The sequence below is a fragment of the Flavobacterium succinicans genome, from assembly GCF_001662485.1.
GTDB lineage: Bacteria > Bacteroidota > Bacteroidia > Flavobacteriales > Flavobacteriaceae > Flavobacterium > Flavobacterium succinicans_A.
The window spans coordinates 20,073-38,898 of record NZ_JMTM01000053.1 but is presented as its reverse complement, the minus strand read 5'-3'; the positions used below and the strand labels follow the sequence as shown (position 1 = coordinate 38,898).

At 36.9% G+C, this 18,826-nt stretch carries 9 protein-coding genes; 6 read left to right on the top strand and 3 right to left on the bottom strand.

What is annotated here, in order from left to right; translation table 11 throughout:
- Nucleotides 1–49: 49 nt before the first annotated feature.
- From FLB_RS09100 to FLB_RS09090, 3 genes are all read left to right on the top strand, one after another.
- Complete coding sequence (locus tag FLB_RS09100) at nt 50–769, top strand: AAA family ATPase (protein ID WP_064715649.1); 720 nt, start codon at nt 50–52, stop codon at nt 767–769.
- Nucleotides 770–824: 55 nt separating this feature from the next.
- Nucleotides 825–2,168 (top strand): deoxyguanosinetriphosphate triphosphohydrolase, encoded by a 1,344-nt coding sequence (locus FLB_RS09095; protein ID WP_064715648.1) that lies wholly within the window; start codon nt 825–827, stop codon nt 2,166–2,168.
- Nucleotides 2,169–2,260: 92 nt separating this feature from the next.
- Nucleotides 2,261–4,921: a T9SS-dependent M36 family metallopeptidase gene (locus FLB_RS09090; protein WP_064715647.1), complete on the top strand. Its 2,661-nt coding sequence runs from the start codon at nt 2,261–2,263 to the stop codon at nt 4,919–4,921.
- A gap of 54 nt (nt 4,922–4,975) precedes the next feature.
- On the opposite strand, the gene FLB_RS09085 is transcribed toward FLB_RS09090, so the two are convergent.
- Complete coding sequence (locus FLB_RS09085; protein WP_082923259.1) at nt 4,976–6,046, bottom strand: DUF3078 domain-containing protein; 1,071 nt, start codon at nt 6,044–6,046, stop codon at nt 4,976–4,978.
- 24 nt (nt 6,047–6,070) lie between these two features.
- Complete coding sequence (locus FLB_RS09080) at nt 6,071–7,849, bottom strand: 1-deoxy-D-xylulose-5-phosphate synthase (protein WP_064715646.1); 1,779 nt, start codon at nt 7,847–7,849, stop codon at nt 6,071–6,073.
- A 91-nt stretch (nt 7,850–7,940) separates the two neighbouring features.
- Here FLB_RS09080 and FLB_RS09075 point away from each other — a divergent pair, with 91 nt between their 5' ends.
- From FLB_RS09075 to pbpC, 3 genes are all read left to right on the top strand, one after another.
- Nucleotides 7,941–8,384 (top strand): nucleoside deaminase, encoded by a 444-nt coding sequence (locus tag FLB_RS09075; protein ID WP_064715645.1) that lies wholly within the window; start codon nt 7,941–7,943, stop codon nt 8,382–8,384.
- 261 nt (nt 8,385–8,645) lie between these two features.
- A complete protein-coding gene (locus tag FLB_RS09070) occupies nt 8,646–14,315 on the top strand; it encodes an alpha-2-macroglobulin family protein (RefSeq protein WP_064715644.1) in 5,670 nt (1,889 codons plus the stop codon).
- A gap of 196 nt (nt 14,316–14,511) precedes the next feature.
- Nucleotides 14,512–16,887 carry a penicillin-binding protein 1C gene (gene pbpC / locus FLB_RS09065; protein WP_064715643.1) on the top strand — a complete coding sequence of 792 codons (2,376 nt, stop codon included), beginning with the start codon at nt 14,512–14,514 and terminating at the stop codon, nt 16,885–16,887.
- Between the two features lie 198 nt (nt 16,888–17,085).
- On the opposite strand, the gene FLB_RS09060 is transcribed toward pbpC, so the two are convergent.
- Nucleotides 17,086–18,630, bottom strand: coding sequence for a ribonuclease E/G (locus FLB_RS09060; protein ID WP_064715858.1), 1,545 nt, complete (start codon nt 18,628–18,630; stop codon nt 17,086–17,088).
- Between the last annotated feature and the right edge of the window lie 196 nt (nt 18,631–18,826).

Below are 18,826 nucleotides of genomic sequence, written 5' to 3'. Positions count from 1 at the left end.
ATAGCTGTTTTTTTATACTTTTGCAGCTATAACTTCTAATCCAATCCCCTTGAGTTTATTATATTTTACGGACCGAAGTAATGTCCTCCTTGAAGATGTTGTCTTTAATGAAGCCGTTTCACAACAAATTAATCAATTTTTGAAGGAGTATCAATTTCGAAAAGTACTCGAAAAATATGATTTACCAGTAGCCAATAAAATGTTACTTTATGGCAAAACAGGTTGTGGAAAAACGATGACTGCCAAAGCCATTGCTAAAAAATTGGATAAAAAACTTATCATTGTTAATTTGTCAAGAATTGTTTCTTCTAAATTAGGAGAAACATCCAAAAATATCGAAGGGCTATTTAAAGAAGTACAGTATGAAAGTGCCGTATTGTTTTTTGATGAGTTCGATTCTTTAGGACAAATAAGAGATTATGACAATAAAGACAATACAGAAATGAAACGAGTGGTCAACTCCATTATTCAGTTGATTGATAGTTTTCCGAGTCGCTCTGTTTTAATTGCTGCAACCAATCAAATCCAAATGATAGACGAGGCCTTAGTGCGTCGCTTTGAATTACAACTTGAGTTTACAGCGCCCAACGCTGCCGTTTTGGATTCATATTATGATTCATTACTTCAAAAGTATCCCTTACAATTTCAAAAAATGGAACGTTTGTACGACCTTACTTTTGCTGAAGCCAAAAACCATTTGCTCCAATCAGTGAAAAACAATGTGATTCAAGACGCTATTGCGAATCACTCTCAGGATTTATCCGAATAGAAATATAAAACCAATCGTATTTGTATATTTGACAACTAATCATGCACAAAGTAAAATGAACTGGGAACAACTATTATCATTAAAACGTCAAGGCGACACAGGAAAGCGTTTGCGAATCGAACAAGATGAAACCCGTTTAGGGTTTGAAGTAGATTATGATCGGATCATCTTTTCGTCTGCTTTTAGAAGTTTGCAGGACAAAACTCAGGTAATTCCATTGTCTAAAACTGATTTTGTGCATACTCGCTTGACACACAGTTTAGAGGTTTCGGTGGTAGGACGTTCTTTAGGAAGATTGGTTGGAAAAAAAATTATCGAAAAATATCCGCACTTACAAGAGATTCATGGCTATCAAATGAATGATTTTGGAGCCATTGTTGCCGCGGCTTCTTTAGCACACGATATTGGGAATCCTCCATTTGGACATTCTGGTGAAAAAGCTATTGGAGAGTATTTTTCAATTGGAAAAGGACAACAATATAAAAATCAATTGAGTCCTAAGCAGTGGCAAGATTTGGTAGATTTTGAAGGTAATGCTAATGGATTTTCTGTATTGAATAGCTCTCGTCCAGGAGTCGAAGGAGGGATTCGACTTTCGTTTGCTACGTTAGGTGCTTTTATGAAATATCCCAAAGAGAGTTTACCAAAAAAGCCTACCAAAAATATTGCGGATAAAAAATATGGTTTCTTTCAAACCGATAAAGATTTTTTTCAAGAAGTAGCTCTAGAAATGGGAATGATTCCGAATAAGGATCTTCCAAATGTTGGTTTCGAAAGACATCCCTTAGCGTATTTGGTCGAAGCTGCCGATGATATTTGTTATACTATAATTGATTTTGAAGACGGAATCAATTTGGGATTAATTTCGGAAGATTTTGCTTTAGAATATTTAATCAAATTGGTAAAAGATAGTATTGATGCTTCTAAATACAAGACATTGAGCACCAAAGAAGATCGGATTAGTTACTTACGCGCCTTGGCAATAGGAAGTTTAATAAATGATGCTGTAAAAGTTTTTATCGAAAACGAGAACCACATTCTTGCGGGTAATTTTCCATTCGCGTTAATGGATAAAAGCAAATACAAAGCACAAATGGATGATATCATCAAGATTAGTGTCAAGAACATTTATCAGAGTAGAGAAGTGATAGAAAAAGAGTTAGTAGGATATCAAATTATTCAGACGCTTTTGGATAAATTTATTGTTGCTTTTAATAATAAATTTGAAGGCAAGGCTTCCAATTACGACCAACTAATTTTAAAAATGCTTCCAGAAAAACACCACCTCGACAAAGAAAATCTATACGAGCGCTTGTTACACATTTGTCATTATATTTCTATGTTGACCGATGGTAATGCCCTATTGATATACAAAACACTTACAGCGGCAAAAAATTAACACCTGTTATAGAGTTGATTTGCTTTAAAAGTTTTGGATATCAATTAGTTTTGTTACATTTTTGTGTTTCTATTACTAATTGAATAAAAAATATGAAAAAAACTCTACTTTTTTGTTTATTTATAATTTCTGTTTTTGGTTTTTCTCAATCAAATAAAGAAATTATTCAACGATATTTGAATGCTTCTACATCAAAATCTACTTTTTCCAAAGACGATTTTTCTGATTGGGTGATTCAAAGTGACGGAGGAGCTACCACTTCTGGAATTAAAAATTGTTATGTAGTTCAGCGCTACAAGGGGATTGAGATTTTCAATGCAGTTTCAAACTTCTCCATTAAAAATAATGAAGTTATTGCAGTTCAGCAAAGAGCGGTATCAGGAATCTCCAAAAAGGCTAATACTACCAAAGCCAATTTATCAGTAACCGAAGGATTAAGAAAGGCCTATTCACAATTAGGAATTGTTCCAATCAAAGAGTTTGAATTGCTAGAAACAACAGCCCTTAATAAATACAAGGTGTCAAATGGCTTAACTATAGCCGAGCCCGTGTTGGCTAATTTAGTGTATCATCAAACCAAAGAGGGAAATTTAATTTTAGCGTGGGATTACACGATTCATACCCCTAAACACGATCATATTTGGAGTGTAAGGATTGATGCTGATAATGGAAATTTATTAGAAAAAAATGATTTTGTCATCTCTTGTAGTTTTGATCATGAAGCAGAAGGTGTAACATCAAACAAGTTTGACCCTTCGGTGTTTGATATCGCTTATAATCAAATATATACGCCAAAATCTGTAGTTGCTAATTCAGGAACTTATAGAGTTCTACCTTTTGAGTTTGAAAGTCCTAATCATGGCCCTTTCAAGTTATTAACTAATGTAGAGAACGCCACCGCATCGCCGTTTGGTTGGCACGATACAAATGGAGCTGTTGGTCCGGAACATACCATTACCAGAGGAAATAATGTATGGGCCAAAGAAGATTTTAATGGTACAAACAGTCCTTTAGGTTACAGTCCTGATGGCGGGCCGGATCTAAAATTCGATTTTCTATACGGAGGTACTAGTGTGCCCGCTCCAATATATATTGATGCGGCTACCACTAATTTGTTTTATATGAACAATATAATGCATGATGTCTGGTATCAATATGGTTTTGATGAAGTAAGTGGGAATTTTCAAGCTAATAATTATGGCAAGGGTGGAATAGCAGGTGATTTTGTTATAGCCGAAGCACAGGATGGATCACAGGCAACAGAAATAAAGTTAAATAATGCTAACTTCTCAACACCTGTGGATGGGACTTCTGGAAGAATGCAAATGTATTTATGGGATAAGCTACCGCAGTTAAAGCCAATTAAGGTGAATTCGCCAGCAAGTATTGCGGGAGTTTATATTGCTAAACAAAATTCATTTAATCCAGGAAAAGTTGACTTGCCAGTTGCTCCTAATTTGATTCAGTCTGATTTAGTGTTATACTTGGATAGTGTAGGAGGTACATCAGAGGCATGTGTAGCTCCGTCTAATGCTGCGGCAATGACAGGTAAAATTGTTGTTGTAAGAAGAGGGGGGTGCAATTTCGTTACTAAAACGTTAGCTGCACAAACTGCTGGTGCAACTGCAGTTATTGTTGTTAACAATGTTGATGGTGAGATAACAATGTCGGGAGCAGATGTTGCCATAACTATTCCTTCTATAAGTGTGACGAAAGATGTTGGAGAATTACTTATCAATCAAATGGCTGCAGGTGCGGTAAATTTAACAATTCAATTAGACACAGACTTAAATTTTGTTAACGCCGATGGTGACTTTGATAATGGCATAATAGCACATGAATATGGACACGGTATCTCAACACGTTTGGCTGGGGGAAGTAATAACTCAAGTTGTTTAAACAATGCAGATCAAATGGGGGAAGGATGGTCTGATTGGTTTGCCCTAATGATGCAGATTAAAGCTGGAGATTCACCTGGCGCAAAAAGAGGGATTGGAACTTTTGTCTCTTCGGAACCAATAGATGGCTTAGGAATTAGAAGTTACCCTTATTCGACAGATAGAAGTATCAATCCTATGACTTTTGCAACAACAAATAATTTTCAGTATTTTGAAAATGGGGCAGAAAAAACTTCTGTTCATGGAGTAGGCTCCGTGTGGGCTACTATTTTATGGGACTTATCATGGGCTTATATCAATAAATATGGTTTTGATGCCAATAAATACAATGGGAATGGTGGTAACAATAAAGTAATGAAGATTGTTTTAGATGGAATTAAACTTCAGCCTTGCCAACCAACTTTTGTTGAGGCAAGAGATGCAATAATTAGGGCTGATCAGTTGTTGACCGGGGGACAGGATTTTTGTATGATTTGGGAAGTATTTGCCGCAAGAGGATTAGGTCTTAATGCTTCATCAGGTGACCGATTTAAAGGTAATGATCAGACGGAAGATTTCACTAGGCCTGCGAATGGAGCAAATTGTACTTTGGCTGTAAATGATGTTGAAAACCTTAATGTGATGTCTATTTATCCAAATCCAACCAAAGGAGGGATTACAATAAAAATCGATCAATATAGCGGATTAGCCAATATACAAGTCCTTGATTTCAATGGCAGAGTAGTCTTAAAATTAGATAACCAACAATTCGAAAATCAAAAGCAAATTGATTTAAGTAGTTTGCAATCTGGGATGTACCTAATAAAGGTAACTGGTGTAGGTTTAGATTATGTTGAAAAAGTAATTGTTAAATAAGTTAGAATTTATTGGGCATAAAAAAATCCGTTGTAACACGGATTTTTTTTGTATCTAAAACTCATAAACGATACCCACTCCTAAAGCCTGTTTTAGCTGTACTTTGGGGCCTTCGGTAATTTGAACCCCATTTTCTTCTCGTTTTGATTTGATATCATCATCATAAATTAAATGTGTACCAATATTAGCCTTTACATATTTGTTGACTACGAGTTCAAATTGTATATTCCAGTCAATATCAATATTTCCGAAATTGTTGATATAATCTGAGTATAGTGTCAATCGATTGTCTAAATTAATGTTTTTGAACACCTCTTTTTTCATCTGGCCTGTGAACAATAAACCCAATTCTGTTCTTGTTTTTTTTCCTCTTACTAAAAGATTTCCATTTGTATCATAAATGGCTTTGTCTACCCCAAAGGCACCTTGGTCAGCCAATCTTTGATCTAAAACTAAAGTTGTTTTTGATGTGAATGGAGAGATGTAATAAGAGTAATTCTTTTTTTTATCTATTTTTTCAGCTCCTAAACCTATAAACACGTATGCTGGAGCAAAAGCTCTAGAAATAGCCACTTCTTTATTTGGATAAGAGTAACCGTCTGTAAATTGTGTATTAAAATTAAATTTTGCAGAATAATACCAATTGGTCAAAGTGTCTTTTCGATAACCAAAAGTAGAGTTGATTAAAACGGCATCATCTGTTTTTCGTAATTCAATTCCGTCTTGTTTGTTGAGACCATAGCGCACAATCAATTCATTTTGCCATTTATAATTTTCTCTGGTATACACTCTTGTAAAATTCCCTTTAACTAATCCAGAAATTGAACTGGTACCCCCAGCATTCCAATTGACAAAAGCTATCTGTGTAATATCAAAGCCTAGTTTATTTTTTTTAATCCAGTTTGAAATCCCTAAAGTATTTACAGAAGTCTTTCGAATTGTTGGCGCTTTTATTGGAGGCAGTGAAGTAGGAATTACAAAAGGACGAAAAGTAGGTCCAGCAGTAGGTGATAAAAGAATAATGGAGTCGTTCGTAGTTTCTGGTACCGTTGTAGTTTCTTGTGCAAAACTTTGAAAAGAAAAACTAATTATAAATAATAAAAGTGGTATTGATGAAAATTTCATTATTGTCGTTTTAAAAAATGCAAATTAACTGATTTTGTGGGTTGAAAAAAAGTATTTTAGGTTTTTAACGTCAATTTTGCAAGCGTTTTGTAATTCGTTTATCGTTCCTTGTTCAGTAAAAGTATCGGGTATTCCAAGTGTTTTAATCGTTTTCTGATAGTTGTTCGAAGCAGAAAATTCGAGTATGGCAGAGCCAAAACCTCCCGTTATCGCTCCATCTTCTACCGTAATTATAGTTTCAAATTGGTCAAAAATAGCATGTAAAAGTTTTTCATCCAATGGTTTTACAAAGCCAAAATCATAATGAGCAAAGCAGGTTTTATTTTCCAATTGATCTATTGCCTTTATCACATTATTCCCTATGGTTCCAGTAGAAAGAATGGCAATTTCAGTTCCTTCTTTTAAACAATTGCCCTTTCCGAAAGGGATTTTTTTGTAGGGCGATTTCCATTGGATGAATTCTCCTCTACCTCTAGGATAACGAATGGCTATAGGCTGGTCGATTCCTAATTGTACGGTATACAAAATGTTCTGTAGCTCTATTTCGTTCAACGGAGCATAGATTATTAGATTGGGAATGCATCTCAAATAGGCTAAGTCAAACACACCATGATGGGTGGCACCATCTTCGCCAACCAAGCCCGCTCTATCCAAACAGAAAATAACGGGTAAGTTTTGTAAAGCCACATCGTGAATGACTTGATCATACGCTCTTTGTAAAAAAGTAGAATAGATGTTACAATAAACAATCATGCCTTGCGTAGCCATACCAGCGGCTAGCGTTACGGCATGTTGTTCGGCAATACCCACATCAAAAGCACGGCTTGGAATTTCATCCATCATAAACTTCAAGGAACTACCCGAAGGCATAGCGGGTGTTATTCCGATGATTTTTTCATTCTTTTGGGCTAAATCCAAAAGTGTTAAGCCAAAAACATCTTGGTATTTTGGAGGTAAATGCTCTTCTGATTTAGGCAGTAAATCTCCTGTTGAAGCATCAAATTTTCCGGGCGCATGGTATTGCACTTGGTTGTCTTCGGCTTGTTGTAGTCCTTTACCTTTGGTGGTAATAATATGAAGAAACTTTGGGCCTTTTACGTTTTTTAAGCGTTTTAATTCTTTAATAACTGTAGTAAGATCATGACCATCAATTGGCCCTGAATAATCAAAATTCAGAGACTTAATCATATTGTTTTGTCGATGATTTTTTCCTTCTTTTACCGCAGTTAAATATTCTTTTAGTGCGCCAACACTTGGGTCGATTCCTATAGCGTTGTCGTTCAAAATTACTAATAAATTTGCGTCGGTAACTCCTGCATGATTGAGTCCTTCAAAAGCCATTCCTGAGGCTATGGATGCGTCGCCAATTATGGCAATGTGTTGTTTTTCGAAATCTCCTTTTAAGTTGGAAGCAATCGCCATTCCTAATGCTGCAGAAATTGAGGTTGATGAGTGGCCTACGCCAAAGGCATCATAAATACTCTCACTTCTTTTTGGAAATCCAGAAATACCATTCAATCGACGGTTGGTATGAAAAACAGCTTTTCTTTCGGTCAGGATTTTATGACCATAGGCTTGATGTCCTACATCCCAAAGTAATAAATCATTGGGAGTGTCAAATACATAATGCAGCGCAATGGTCAATTCAACCACGCCAAGACTGGCACCAAGATGTCCTTCTTTGGTGGCGACAATATTGATGATAAAGTCACGTAATTCTTGTGCCAAATGAGGCAGTTGCGCTTCATGTAGTAAGCGTAAATCAATGGGGGAATTGATGTTTGAAAGTAAATTATCTGACATAAAGCAAAGGTACAATTTGAAATTGTATTTTTACATTCTATAAAAAAGTTGTTTTACAAAGTAATTAATTTGCGAATTTGCGGTCTTGACTATGATACATCCTTTTACCGACGAATATTTCATGAAAAAAGCCTTGCAAGAAGCTGAAATGGCTTTTGCAAAAGGCGAAATTCCTGTGGGAGCCGTTATTGTTGTGGCCGATAAAGTCATTGCCCGAACGCATAATTTGACAGAACTTCTCAACGATGTTACCGCCCATGCCGAGATGCAAGCCATAACCGCAGCGGCTAATTTCTTAGGCGGAAAATATTTGAAAGATTGTACTTTGTATGTGACTTTAGAACCTTGCCAAATGTGCGCAGGAGCTTTGTATTGGAGTCAAATTGCTAAAATTGTTTTTGGCGCCAGTGATACGCATCGAGGATATGAAAAAATGGGCACTCAATTGCATCCCAAAACTACTGTGGTCCGAGGTGTTTTAGCAGAAGAAGCGGCTGATTTAATGAAGCGGTTTTTTGCTGAGAAAAGAAAGTAATTGAACATCTTAAAACCCTAGCCCAGATAGTAACGGCATCCTTTTGCTGCCTTCTTTAGGCAGGAAAAGATAGAGTGGATAGCTGGAAATAGCTCCCAAAAAAGACTTTTCGAAATAATTTATCGCTAAATAATCTACTACCTAAAATAATAAATTAAAAACGATACTTTTACTACAATATAATAGCGCTTTTGCAGTTATCGTTTTATTTGCAAAATGTTGCTATAATTTTAGTTTATAACCCATTAACTCTAGATAAAAGTGAAAGTAAAAGGATTAATTTATGTGTTTTGTGTGTTTTTTCTGTTTCAAGCGTGTGGAAGAAAATCGGCTGCCGATTTTAATTCTGATTTTTCATTATTCAAAGAGTATATCGTCAGTTTTACGGGTGGAATTGTCTCGGCACAATCGGATATTCGGGTGGTTTTGGCATTCGAAGAAAATAATTGGAAGGTAAATCAGGTTTTAGATGATGATTTATTCAATATTTCTCCAAGTGTTGATGGAAAAGTGATCGCGCTTTCGAACAATACCATCGCTTTTATTCCTGAAAAAAAATTAGAATCAGGTACGGAATACCAAGTGACTTTGCATTTGGATAAGCTACATCCAAAAGTAGCAGAAAAAAACAAGGAGCTTTCCAATTTCAATTTTACGGTAAAAACCATTAAACAGGATTTCATCGTTAACACACTCGACGTTCAATCGTATAGTAAAGACTACCAATATTTGAATTGTGTGTTGAAAACTGCGGACAATATTGATTTAGAAACTGCAAAAAAATTAGTAGAAGCCGAACATAATGGAGAGAATTTACAGCTGGTTTTTGAAAAATCGACCACAGTTGGGAAAGAATTTAAGTTCAGAATTGATAGCATTCAAAGATTAGCTGCTGAAAGTAATCTTGAGATAGCTTATGATGGAAGCGATTTTGATATAGATCAAAAAGGAACCATCGATTTTCCAATTACTGCCCTGAATGAATTCAAAGTAGTTAAGACCGAAATACAAGAAGGAGACGATCAATCTTTGTCCATCAATTTTTCTGAGCCACTCGAAAAAGGGCAGGATTTTAAAGGGTTGGTGGCGATTCAAAATACAAATAATTTAAAGTTTTCTGCACAAGGAAACGTGTTGAAGATTTATTTTAGCAAAGAGAAAGTTATAGAAAAACCAGTTGAAGTGCTTACTGAGCCGGTTTCCGAAGGTATTGTAACTGACTCTACAGTTGTGGTTTCAGACACTACAGTTGTTGAAAAATCTCAAGAAATTGTAGAAGTCGTAGCAACCGAAGCTGTTGATGTTTCTCAAAAACTCACTGGAGAATTACTCTTAGAGGTGTTTCAAGGCATCGAAAGCGAATATGGGAAAAAATTGAACGAGAATTATGCTGAAAAAATTTCGTTTGATGAAATAAAACCCAATGTTCGATTTATCAAAAATGGAACGATCTTACCAAGTTCCAGTAATCTAAAACTCAACTTTGAAGCGGCAAATCTAAGTGCTGTCGATGTAAAGGTATACAAGATATACAAAAACAACATACTTCAATTTTTGCAGGATAATGAATTAAATGGTGCACGAAATCTGAAAAGAGTAGCGCAACCTATCGCCAAATCGACACTCAATCTTAACGAACATGGCTTGGTTAATCTGAGTAAATGGAACACATTTGCTTTGGATTTATCCAAGATTATAACGCCAGAACCAGGCGCTATTTACAGGGTAGAGTTTTCGTATAAAAAGGCGTATTCTTTATATAAATGCGACGCTTCATCTGGTGACGAAAGTGAAAATGTAGAGGAAGAAGAAATAGAGGAAAAAGATGTAAATTACAGTGAAAACCCTTATGATGATTACTATTATGACGATTATGAATGGAGAGAAAGTCAGGATCCATGTACAAGTTCCTATTTTTATAATGCCAAAATAGGAACGAATATTTTAGCATCGGATGTGGGTGTAATTGCCAAAAGAGGAGAAAATAAATCGTATTTATTTGCCGTAAGCAATATTATTACCACCGAACCCATTGCAAATGCAAGAGTAGATTTGTACAGTTTTCAGCAACAAAAATTGGCAACTGGAGCAACAAGTAGCGAAGGAATTGCTAGTTTTCAGCTGGATACTTTTGCTTATTTTGCGATTGTGACTTACGGAACGCAGTCCACTTATGTAAAACTTGATGATGGGCATTCTTTATCGGTAAGTAATTTTAACGTATCTGGCGAGACTTTGCAAAAAGGTCTCAAAGGATTCATTTATGGAGAACGTGGCGTTTGGCGACCTGGAGATAATTTGTATTTGTCTTTCATTTTGAATGATGCTTCGAATAAAATTCCGTTGGGACATCCTATAAAATTTCGATTAGCCGATCCAAATGGAAAAGTAACCTATCAAACGGTGCAAAAAGCAAATGAGTGGCATCATTATGCGTTTACTGTTCCAACTGAAAGTGATGCGCCCACCGGAAATTGGGAAGCAATGGTTAGCGTGGGAGGAGCAAAATTTTATAAAAGCATTAAAATCGAAACCATCAAACCCAATCGTTTAAAAATTAAAAACAGTTTCAAACGAGCTGTACTTTCTTCTTCTTATCCCAATACGAGTAATCTAGAAGTAGCGTGGCTTCACGGAGCGGTCGCCAAAAATTTGAATGTTGAAATGCAAGCCAAATTTTCGCAACAAATCACGACTTTCAAAAACTATGAAAAGTATGTTTTTGATGATTTGGTTCGAAAATTCAGCACCGAAGAAATTACCGTTTTTTCAGGTAAATTGGATGCTACCGGAAAAGCGAATGTAACAATAGACCCCAAAATACAAGGAGAAGCACCAGGAATGCTGAAAGCGGCGTTTATTACCAAAGTCTATGAAGAAGGCGGTGATTTTAGCACCGATGTTATGGCGACGACTTATTCTCCGTATAACACTTATATCGGGATCAAATCACCTGAACCTAACAAATACGGAATGTTAGAAACCCGTAAAATGAATCAATTTGATATCGTTACCGTAGATGAAAACGGAAGACCAAAAGCAGTTAAAAATCTAGAAGTCAAAGTTTACAAAGTAGAATGGCGCTGGTGGTGGGATGCATCAAGTGATAATTTATCGAATTATAACGCTGATGATGCTACGACTTCGTATAAAACTTTTAGAATAAACACAGATGCCAATGGAAAAGGAAACGTTCGATTTGCCTTGACGGATGAAGAGTGGGGGCGTTACTTAATTCGAGTTACTGATGCGGTTGGAGGTCACGCAACAGCATTGACTGTAAATATCGATTGGCCAATGTGGTCTGGAAAAACCAAAAACACGGATGCTTCAACGGCCAACATGTTGATTTTTTCTACAGATAAAGAGAAGTATGCCGTGGGCGAAAAGGCACAAATCTCTTTCCCATCTAGCGAAGGAGGTCGTGCTTTTATTTCTATTGAAAACGGATCAAAAGTAGTACAAACCCTTTGGGCTAAGACCCAAAAAGGAGAAACCAAAGTAACTATCCCGATTACTGCTGCGATGGCACCGAATGTTTATTTTAATATTACGCTGTTGCAACCACATGCTACAACCAAGAATGATTTGCCAATCCGTATGTATGGAATTGTACCAATCGAAGTGATTGATAAAAACACCATTCTTGCTCCCAAATTAGTAATGCCAGATGTGTTACGTCCTGAACAATCATTTGCTTTAAAAGTGAGTGAACAAACTGGAAAAGCAATGACGTATACCATTGCTATTGTAGATGAAGGTTTATTGGATTTAACCCGTTTCAAAGCGCCAAATGCTTGGGATAGTTTCTATGTTCGTGAAGCTTTGGGCGTAAAAACTTGGGACATTTACGATGATGTGATTGGGGCGTATGGCGGAAAAGTGAATCAGATTTTCAGTATTGGTGGTGACCAAGATTTGGGCGGTGGAAAAGCCAAAAAAGCCAATCGTTTTAAACCGGTTGTAATTTATATGGGACCTTTTAAATTAGAAAAAGGACAAACCAAAACCCATCAAGTGAAATTACCGAAATACATTGGTTCTGTAAAAACAATGATTGTGGCTGGCGATGCAACTACAAGTGCGTATGGAAGTGTCGAAAAGGCGACTCCAGTTCGTAGTCCTTTGATGGTGTTGGCTTCATTGCCTAGAAAGATTTCTCCATCCGAGAAAGTTACGATTCCGGTGACTGTTTTTGCTATGGAAAAAAACATCAAAAACGTTACCGTTCAGGTTAAGACGAATAATGGGTTAAAAGTTATTGGCAGTGCCACTCAAAGACTTTCTTTTGCACAACCTGACGAAAAAATGGCTTATTTCAATTTGGCTGTAGGTGCTCTAACCGGAATTGGGAAAGTGCAAATTGTGGCAACTTCTGGCAAGGAGAAATCCGTGTATGATGTAGAAATTGATATGACCAATCCAAATCCAGTGACCAATACGTTTACCGATGTGATTTTGGAACCCAACAGTTCTAAAACAATTTCTTGGAAAACATTTGGTGTTGCGGGTAGTAATAAAGCAAAATTGGAGGTTTCCTCAATGCCAACCATCAATTTGAATGGACGATTACAATATCTGATTCAATATCCTCACGGTTGTGTGGAGCAAACGACCTCGTCTGTTTTTCCACAATTGTACTTAAATGAGATTGTCGATTTGGATGCCACGCGTCAGCAATTAATTCAAAAAAATATCACGGCAGGAATCTCGCGTTTAGGAGGTTTTCAATTGTCGAATGGCGGATTATCGTATTGGCAAGGAGGCACCGTTGCCGATGATTGGGGCTCTTCGTATGCGGGACATTTTATGATTGAAGCAGAGAAAAAAGGGTATTTCTTGCCAATCAATTTCAAAACCAAATGGATTTCGTATCAGCAAAAAGAAGCCAAACAATGGCGATTTGAGCCGAGTTATGGCAATGATTTAGCACAGTCCTACCGTTTGTACACTTTGGCTTTGGCGGGAGCTCCTGATTTGTCTTCGATGAATAGATTGCGTGAAACCAAAGGAATCTCGAACGAAAGTAAATTGCGTTTGGCTTCGGCTTATGTATTGGCGGGACAAAAAGCAGCAGGTTTGTCGTTGTTGTTAAATACTTCTATAAATGATGCTTCCAATTATAATTATTACTATTATGGTTCCGCTGATAGAAATCGTGCCATGGCTCTCGAAACATTGTTATTGCTTGGACAAAAGCAAAAAGCATTTGCAATGGCAACAAAATTGGCCAAAAATATGTCTAGTGATCAATGGATGAGCACGCAAACTACAGCGTATGGTTTGTATGCAATGGCTAAATTTTCCGTGAGCAATGGTCCGAGAGGAATCGATGTGCAGTTCAGTAAAGACGGAAAATCGCAATCAATTAAAACGATGAAAACCATCGCTGATCGAAGTCTGGTGGTCAAAGCAGGTTCGAATAGTGTGACTTTGAAGAACAACCAAAAAAATAGATTATTTGTTCGTGTGCTGAATACAGGAATTCTTCCAATTGGACAAGAAAAAGCGATTCAAAGCAATGCTTCGGCTTCTATTGTTTTCAAGAACAGAAAAGGAAGCATTATTAATGTCTCTAAAATCAATCAAGGAACAGAATTCATCGCTGAGGTAACGGTTAGAAATCAGAAAAATGAGCGCGTAGAAAATGTAGCCTTGTCGCAAATTCTACCTTCAGGTTTCGAAATTGTAAATACTCGTTTCACAGACTATGGTGATGCAACTAATAACGTTGCGGATTACATTGATATTCGCGATGATAGAACCAATTTTTATTTTGGTTTAAAATCGGGTGAAACCAAATCGTTTAGAATATTGCTGAATGCCTCATATCTAGGAACCTATTATCTACCAGGATTGCAATGCGAAGCGATGTATGACAATACCTTTTTGGCAAGAACCAAAGGATTTTGGGTTCAAGTGGTGAAATAGAAGAGGCTAAAATGGCCACGGATGATATAGATAGAACGGATTTTACACTGATTGAAATTTTAATGTGTCTTGTCCTGAAGTAAAAAATCAGACTTAATCTGTTTAAGCTGTGCAATCCGTGGCCAATATTAAATATTAATATTCTTCGCGAACTTTGCGTATAACTTTGCGACCCTTGCGGTTAAATAAAATAACTTTGAAAAACAAATTAATAGCGTTCTTGCAACGCATCATCAATTGGATAAAAACGAATAAAATTAAATCATCAATAGCTTTTTTGCTGTTGGTGGTTTATTATTTTTCGTTGCCACGAACTTTGTTTCAAGAGCCGTATTCTACCGTGATTGAAAGCAAGGAAGGAGAATTGCTTGGCGCTAAAATTGCCCTCGATGGACAATGGCGATTTCCTGCGCAAGATAGCGTTCCCGATAAGTTTAAAAAATGTATTGTCTATTTTGAGGACGAATATTTCTATAAACACCCCGGATTCAATCCTGTGGCGATGGTCAATGCTTTTCAGCAAAATAGGCAAGCCGGCAAAGTCGTTCGTGGCGGAAGTACTTTGACACAACAAGTCATTCGTTTATCCAGAAATGGCAAAGGCCGAACTTATTTTGAGAAAATAATCGAACTCATTCTCGCCACCCGATTAGAATTAGGTTATTCTAAAAATGAAATTCTAGAATTATATGCCGCTCACGCTCCGTTTGGAGGAAATGTGGTAGGGTTGGAAATGGCTTCTTGGCGGTATTTTGGCGTGCAATCCCATCAATTGTCTTGGGCAGAAAGCGCAACCTTGGCCGTTTTGCCCAATGCGCCTAGTTTGATTTATCCAGGAAAGAACCAAATCAAATTATTAAGCAAGCGCAACCGACTTTTGTTGAAATTAAATCAAGAAGGAATAATTGATCAGCAAACTTACGAACTCTCGATAGCCGAACCTTTGCCTCAAAAACCGTATGATTTACCTCAAATTGCTCCGCATTTATTGCAACGTGTGGCCAAGAATCAAGAAGGAACTCGGGTGAAAACAACAATAGAAATTGGGTTACAAAACAGAGTCAATCAAATTGCAAAGTATTATTACAACCAATACAAGCAAAATGAGGTGCATAATTTGGCTATTTTGGTAATTGATGTGTCCAATAGAAAAGTGATGAGCTATGTGGGTAACTCACCTACAGATGGCAATCATCAAAAAGACGTGGATATTATTGATGCGCCAAGAAGTACCGGAAGTATTCTGAAACCGCTTTTATACGCCGGTATGCTCGATGATGGCGAGTTGTTGCCCAATACATTAGTGGCTGATATTCCAACACAAATTGCGGGCTATACGCCTCAGAATTTCAACCTGACTTTTGATGGAGCAGTTCCAGCACATCGGGCTTTGTCTCGTTCCTTGAACATTCCTTCTGTATTGATGTTACAGGATTTTGGGGTCACTAAATTTTATGAAGAATTACAGCGATTTAAATTACGGGATATCTCAAAACCACCAGACCATTATGGTTTGTCGCTTATTTTAGGTGGTGCCGAAAGTAATTTATGGGATTTGTGCCGAACTTACGCAGGTTTATCTTCCACTTTGAATTATTTTAATGCAAATCAAGGGCAATATAGAACCAATGAATTTACCGAATTAAACTATGATGATGCTTTTCAAGTTGATTTTGGCGATGAAACCAAGCAAAAGAACATCTTGGGAGCCGGATCGATTTGGCTTACCTATAATGCCATGGAACAAGTCAATCGCCCTGAAGGAGATGAGGCTTGGAAGTTCTACGACAGTTCACTCAAAATTGCTTGGAAAACGGGAACAAGTTTTGGGAATCGTGATGCGTGGGCGATAGGCACCAATGCGAGATACGTTGTAGGCGTATGGGTTGGGAATGCAACAGGTGAGGGTAGGCCAATCTTAACGGGAGTTAGCAGTGCAGCACCGATTTTGTTTGATGTCTTTAATTTGTTACCTAGACAACGATGGTTTGATACACCATTTAAGGATTTAGAAGAGGTTGAGGTGTGTCGTTTGAGTGGTCATTTGGCCAAAGACGGTTGCCCGAAAATAAAACAACTCGTTCCGAAGAAAGGGAAAAACACTTCCATTTGTCCGTATCACAAAACGGTGCATTTGGATAAAACATTGCAATTTCAAGTGAACAGCAGTTGCGAAAACATTGAAAATATAGTGACCAAAAACTGGTTCATTTTGCCACCCGTAATGGCTTGGTACTACAAAAGTCAGCATATAGAATATTTACCCTTGCCACCATATCGAAATGATTGTATGGGAATGCAAACGGCAACAATGGATTTTATTTATCCGAAAACCAATAGCAAAATCTATCTTACGAAGAATTTCAATAGTGAAGTTCAGCCTGTGATTTTAAAAGTAGCCCATTCTCAAAGAGAAAGTAAGCTGTTTTGGTACGTTGATAAAGTGTTCAAGGGCAGTACAAAAACTTTTCATGAAATGCCTATTTCGGCAACGACAGGGTTTCATTACATAACGGTTGTAGATGAATTTGGAAACGAAATTCGAAGAAAAATAGAGATTGTAAAAGAGTAATTGATGATGTGAAAACTAAAAGCCCTAGCTAGACACGAGCGGAGCGAACTGACGAAGTAAATAACTCCTACTTAACGTTTTGAATTTTAAAAGTATAAAAAGAAAATTGACGAATTAGAATCAATTATAATTTGTGAATTTGTGGCCAAAAAAAGCACAAAAAAACCGCTAATCTTACGAAAAGCGGTTTTGTTTGTTTTAGTCTGTAATAACATTTCCTTTTTTGTCGTAGAAATGATATTCTAAATACGTGTAAGCGTCACGTGGTATAATTTTCACCCATTTTTTGTGTTCAAAAAACCATCTTGAACGCAATGATGGAAAACCTTTACTGAGGTAAGCAGCCACAAAAGGGTGTACATTGAGTACTACTTTTTTGTGGGTTTTTAGAAGCCTTTCTAGATCGGAAGTGATTTTGTCAATGATTAAAATTGGCGCTTCAATTTCGCCATGTTCATTATTAGGATCCTCTTCACGAGTTTTGATGTTGACTTCTGGTCTTACTCTTTGTCTAGTGATTTGAACTAATCCAAATTTACTAGGAGGTAAGATCTTGTGTTTGGCTTTATCATCGCTCATCTCTTCTCTGAGGAAGTCGAATAAAACTTTGCGATTTTCGGGATTGGCCATGTCGATAAAATCAACTACAATGATTCCGCCCATATCTCTCAAACGCAATTGTCTTGCGATTTCGGCTGCGGCGATCATGTTTACTTCCATGGCGGTGTCTTCTTGATTGGTAGCCTTATTTGAACGATTACCGCTATTAACGTCTATAACGTGAAGGGCTTCGGTATGTTCAATGATTAAATAGGCACCTTTACTCATGGAAACCGTTTTCCCGAAAGATGTTTTGATTTGTCTCTCTATGTTATATTTCTCGAAGATTGGTGTGTCTTTCGATTGATAAAACTTTACGATTGATTGTTTGGATGGTGCAATTTCTTGCAAATAATCCTTTGTTTGTTGGTACAACTCTTCATCATCTATTTGAATACCGCTAAAGGTATCATTAAACACGTCGCGAAGGATAGAGGAGGCTCTGTTGAGCTCGCCTAACACTTTTGACGGATGATGAGCAGTTGGTAATTTCTTACACATTGCAGTCCATCTGCTGAGCAGGTTCTGCAAATCTTTTTCTAATTCGGCTGTATTTTTGCCTTCGGCTACTGTGCGAACAATAACGCCAAAGCCTTTTGGTTTGATGGATTGTACGAGTTTTTTTAGTCGATCTTTTTCTTTTTTGTCTTCTATTTTTTGAGAAATAGAAACCCTATCCGAAAAAGGGACCAAAACGATAAATCTTCCGGCCAAGGATAGCTCTGCACTAATTCTTGGACCTTTGGTTGATATCGGTTCTTTTACTACTTGTACTAAAACAGATTGATTGGCATTCAAAACATCAGTAATGGTACCATCTTTATCAATCTCTTTTTCAAACTGAAAGTTTTTTAGGGAGAAATCCTTTATTTTACCTGCGCTTACAAGTTTTATGAATTTCAGTTGGGAAGCAAGGTTTGGACCTAAATCATGATAATGTAAAAAGGCGTCTTTTTCGTAGCCAACATTTACAAAAGCTGCATTGAGTCCAGCAACAGGTTTTCTTATTTTGGCAATAAAAATATCGCCTACTTGAAAGTTGCTTGTTTCTTGTTCTTTGTGTAATTCAATTAGTTTTCCATCTTTTAATAAGGCAAAATCTACGGCATCAGAACTAGAACGAATAATTAATTCTTTATTCACGCTGTACATTTTTATCCATACGTTAAAGTTTTCAGTTTCGGTTTTCAGTTTTCAGTTTTACAACTCATAACTCATAACTTATAACTCATAACTGAATTGTAAGGATGGATTAAACAATATTTTACAGGTTTGACCCGGATGAATTTTCAGTCGGCAGTATTCAGAGGGCAGTATGCAGTTTAAGCAGCAATCTGAA

What these genes read in the sequence shown, in the direction of transcription:
- FLB_RS09095 (WP_064715648.1), top strand. Translation starts at nt 825, where the DNA reads ATGAACTGGGAACAACTATTATCATTAAAACGTCAAGGCGACACAGGA.
- FLB_RS09090 (WP_064715647.1), top strand. Translation starts at nt 2,261, where the DNA reads ATGAAAAAAACTCTACTTTTTTGTTTATTTATAATTTCTGTTTTTGGT.
- FLB_RS09085 (WP_082923259.1), bottom strand. Translation starts at nt 6,046, where the DNA reads ATGAAATTTTCATCAATACCACTTTTATTATTTATAATTAGTTTTTCT.
- FLB_RS09080 (WP_064715646.1), bottom strand. Translation starts at nt 7,849, where the DNA reads ATGTCAGATAATTTACTTTCAAACATCAATTCCCCCATTGATTTACGC.
- FLB_RS09075 (WP_064715645.1), top strand. Translation starts at nt 7,941, where the DNA reads ATGATACATCCTTTTACCGACGAATATTTCATGAAAAAAGCCTTGCAA.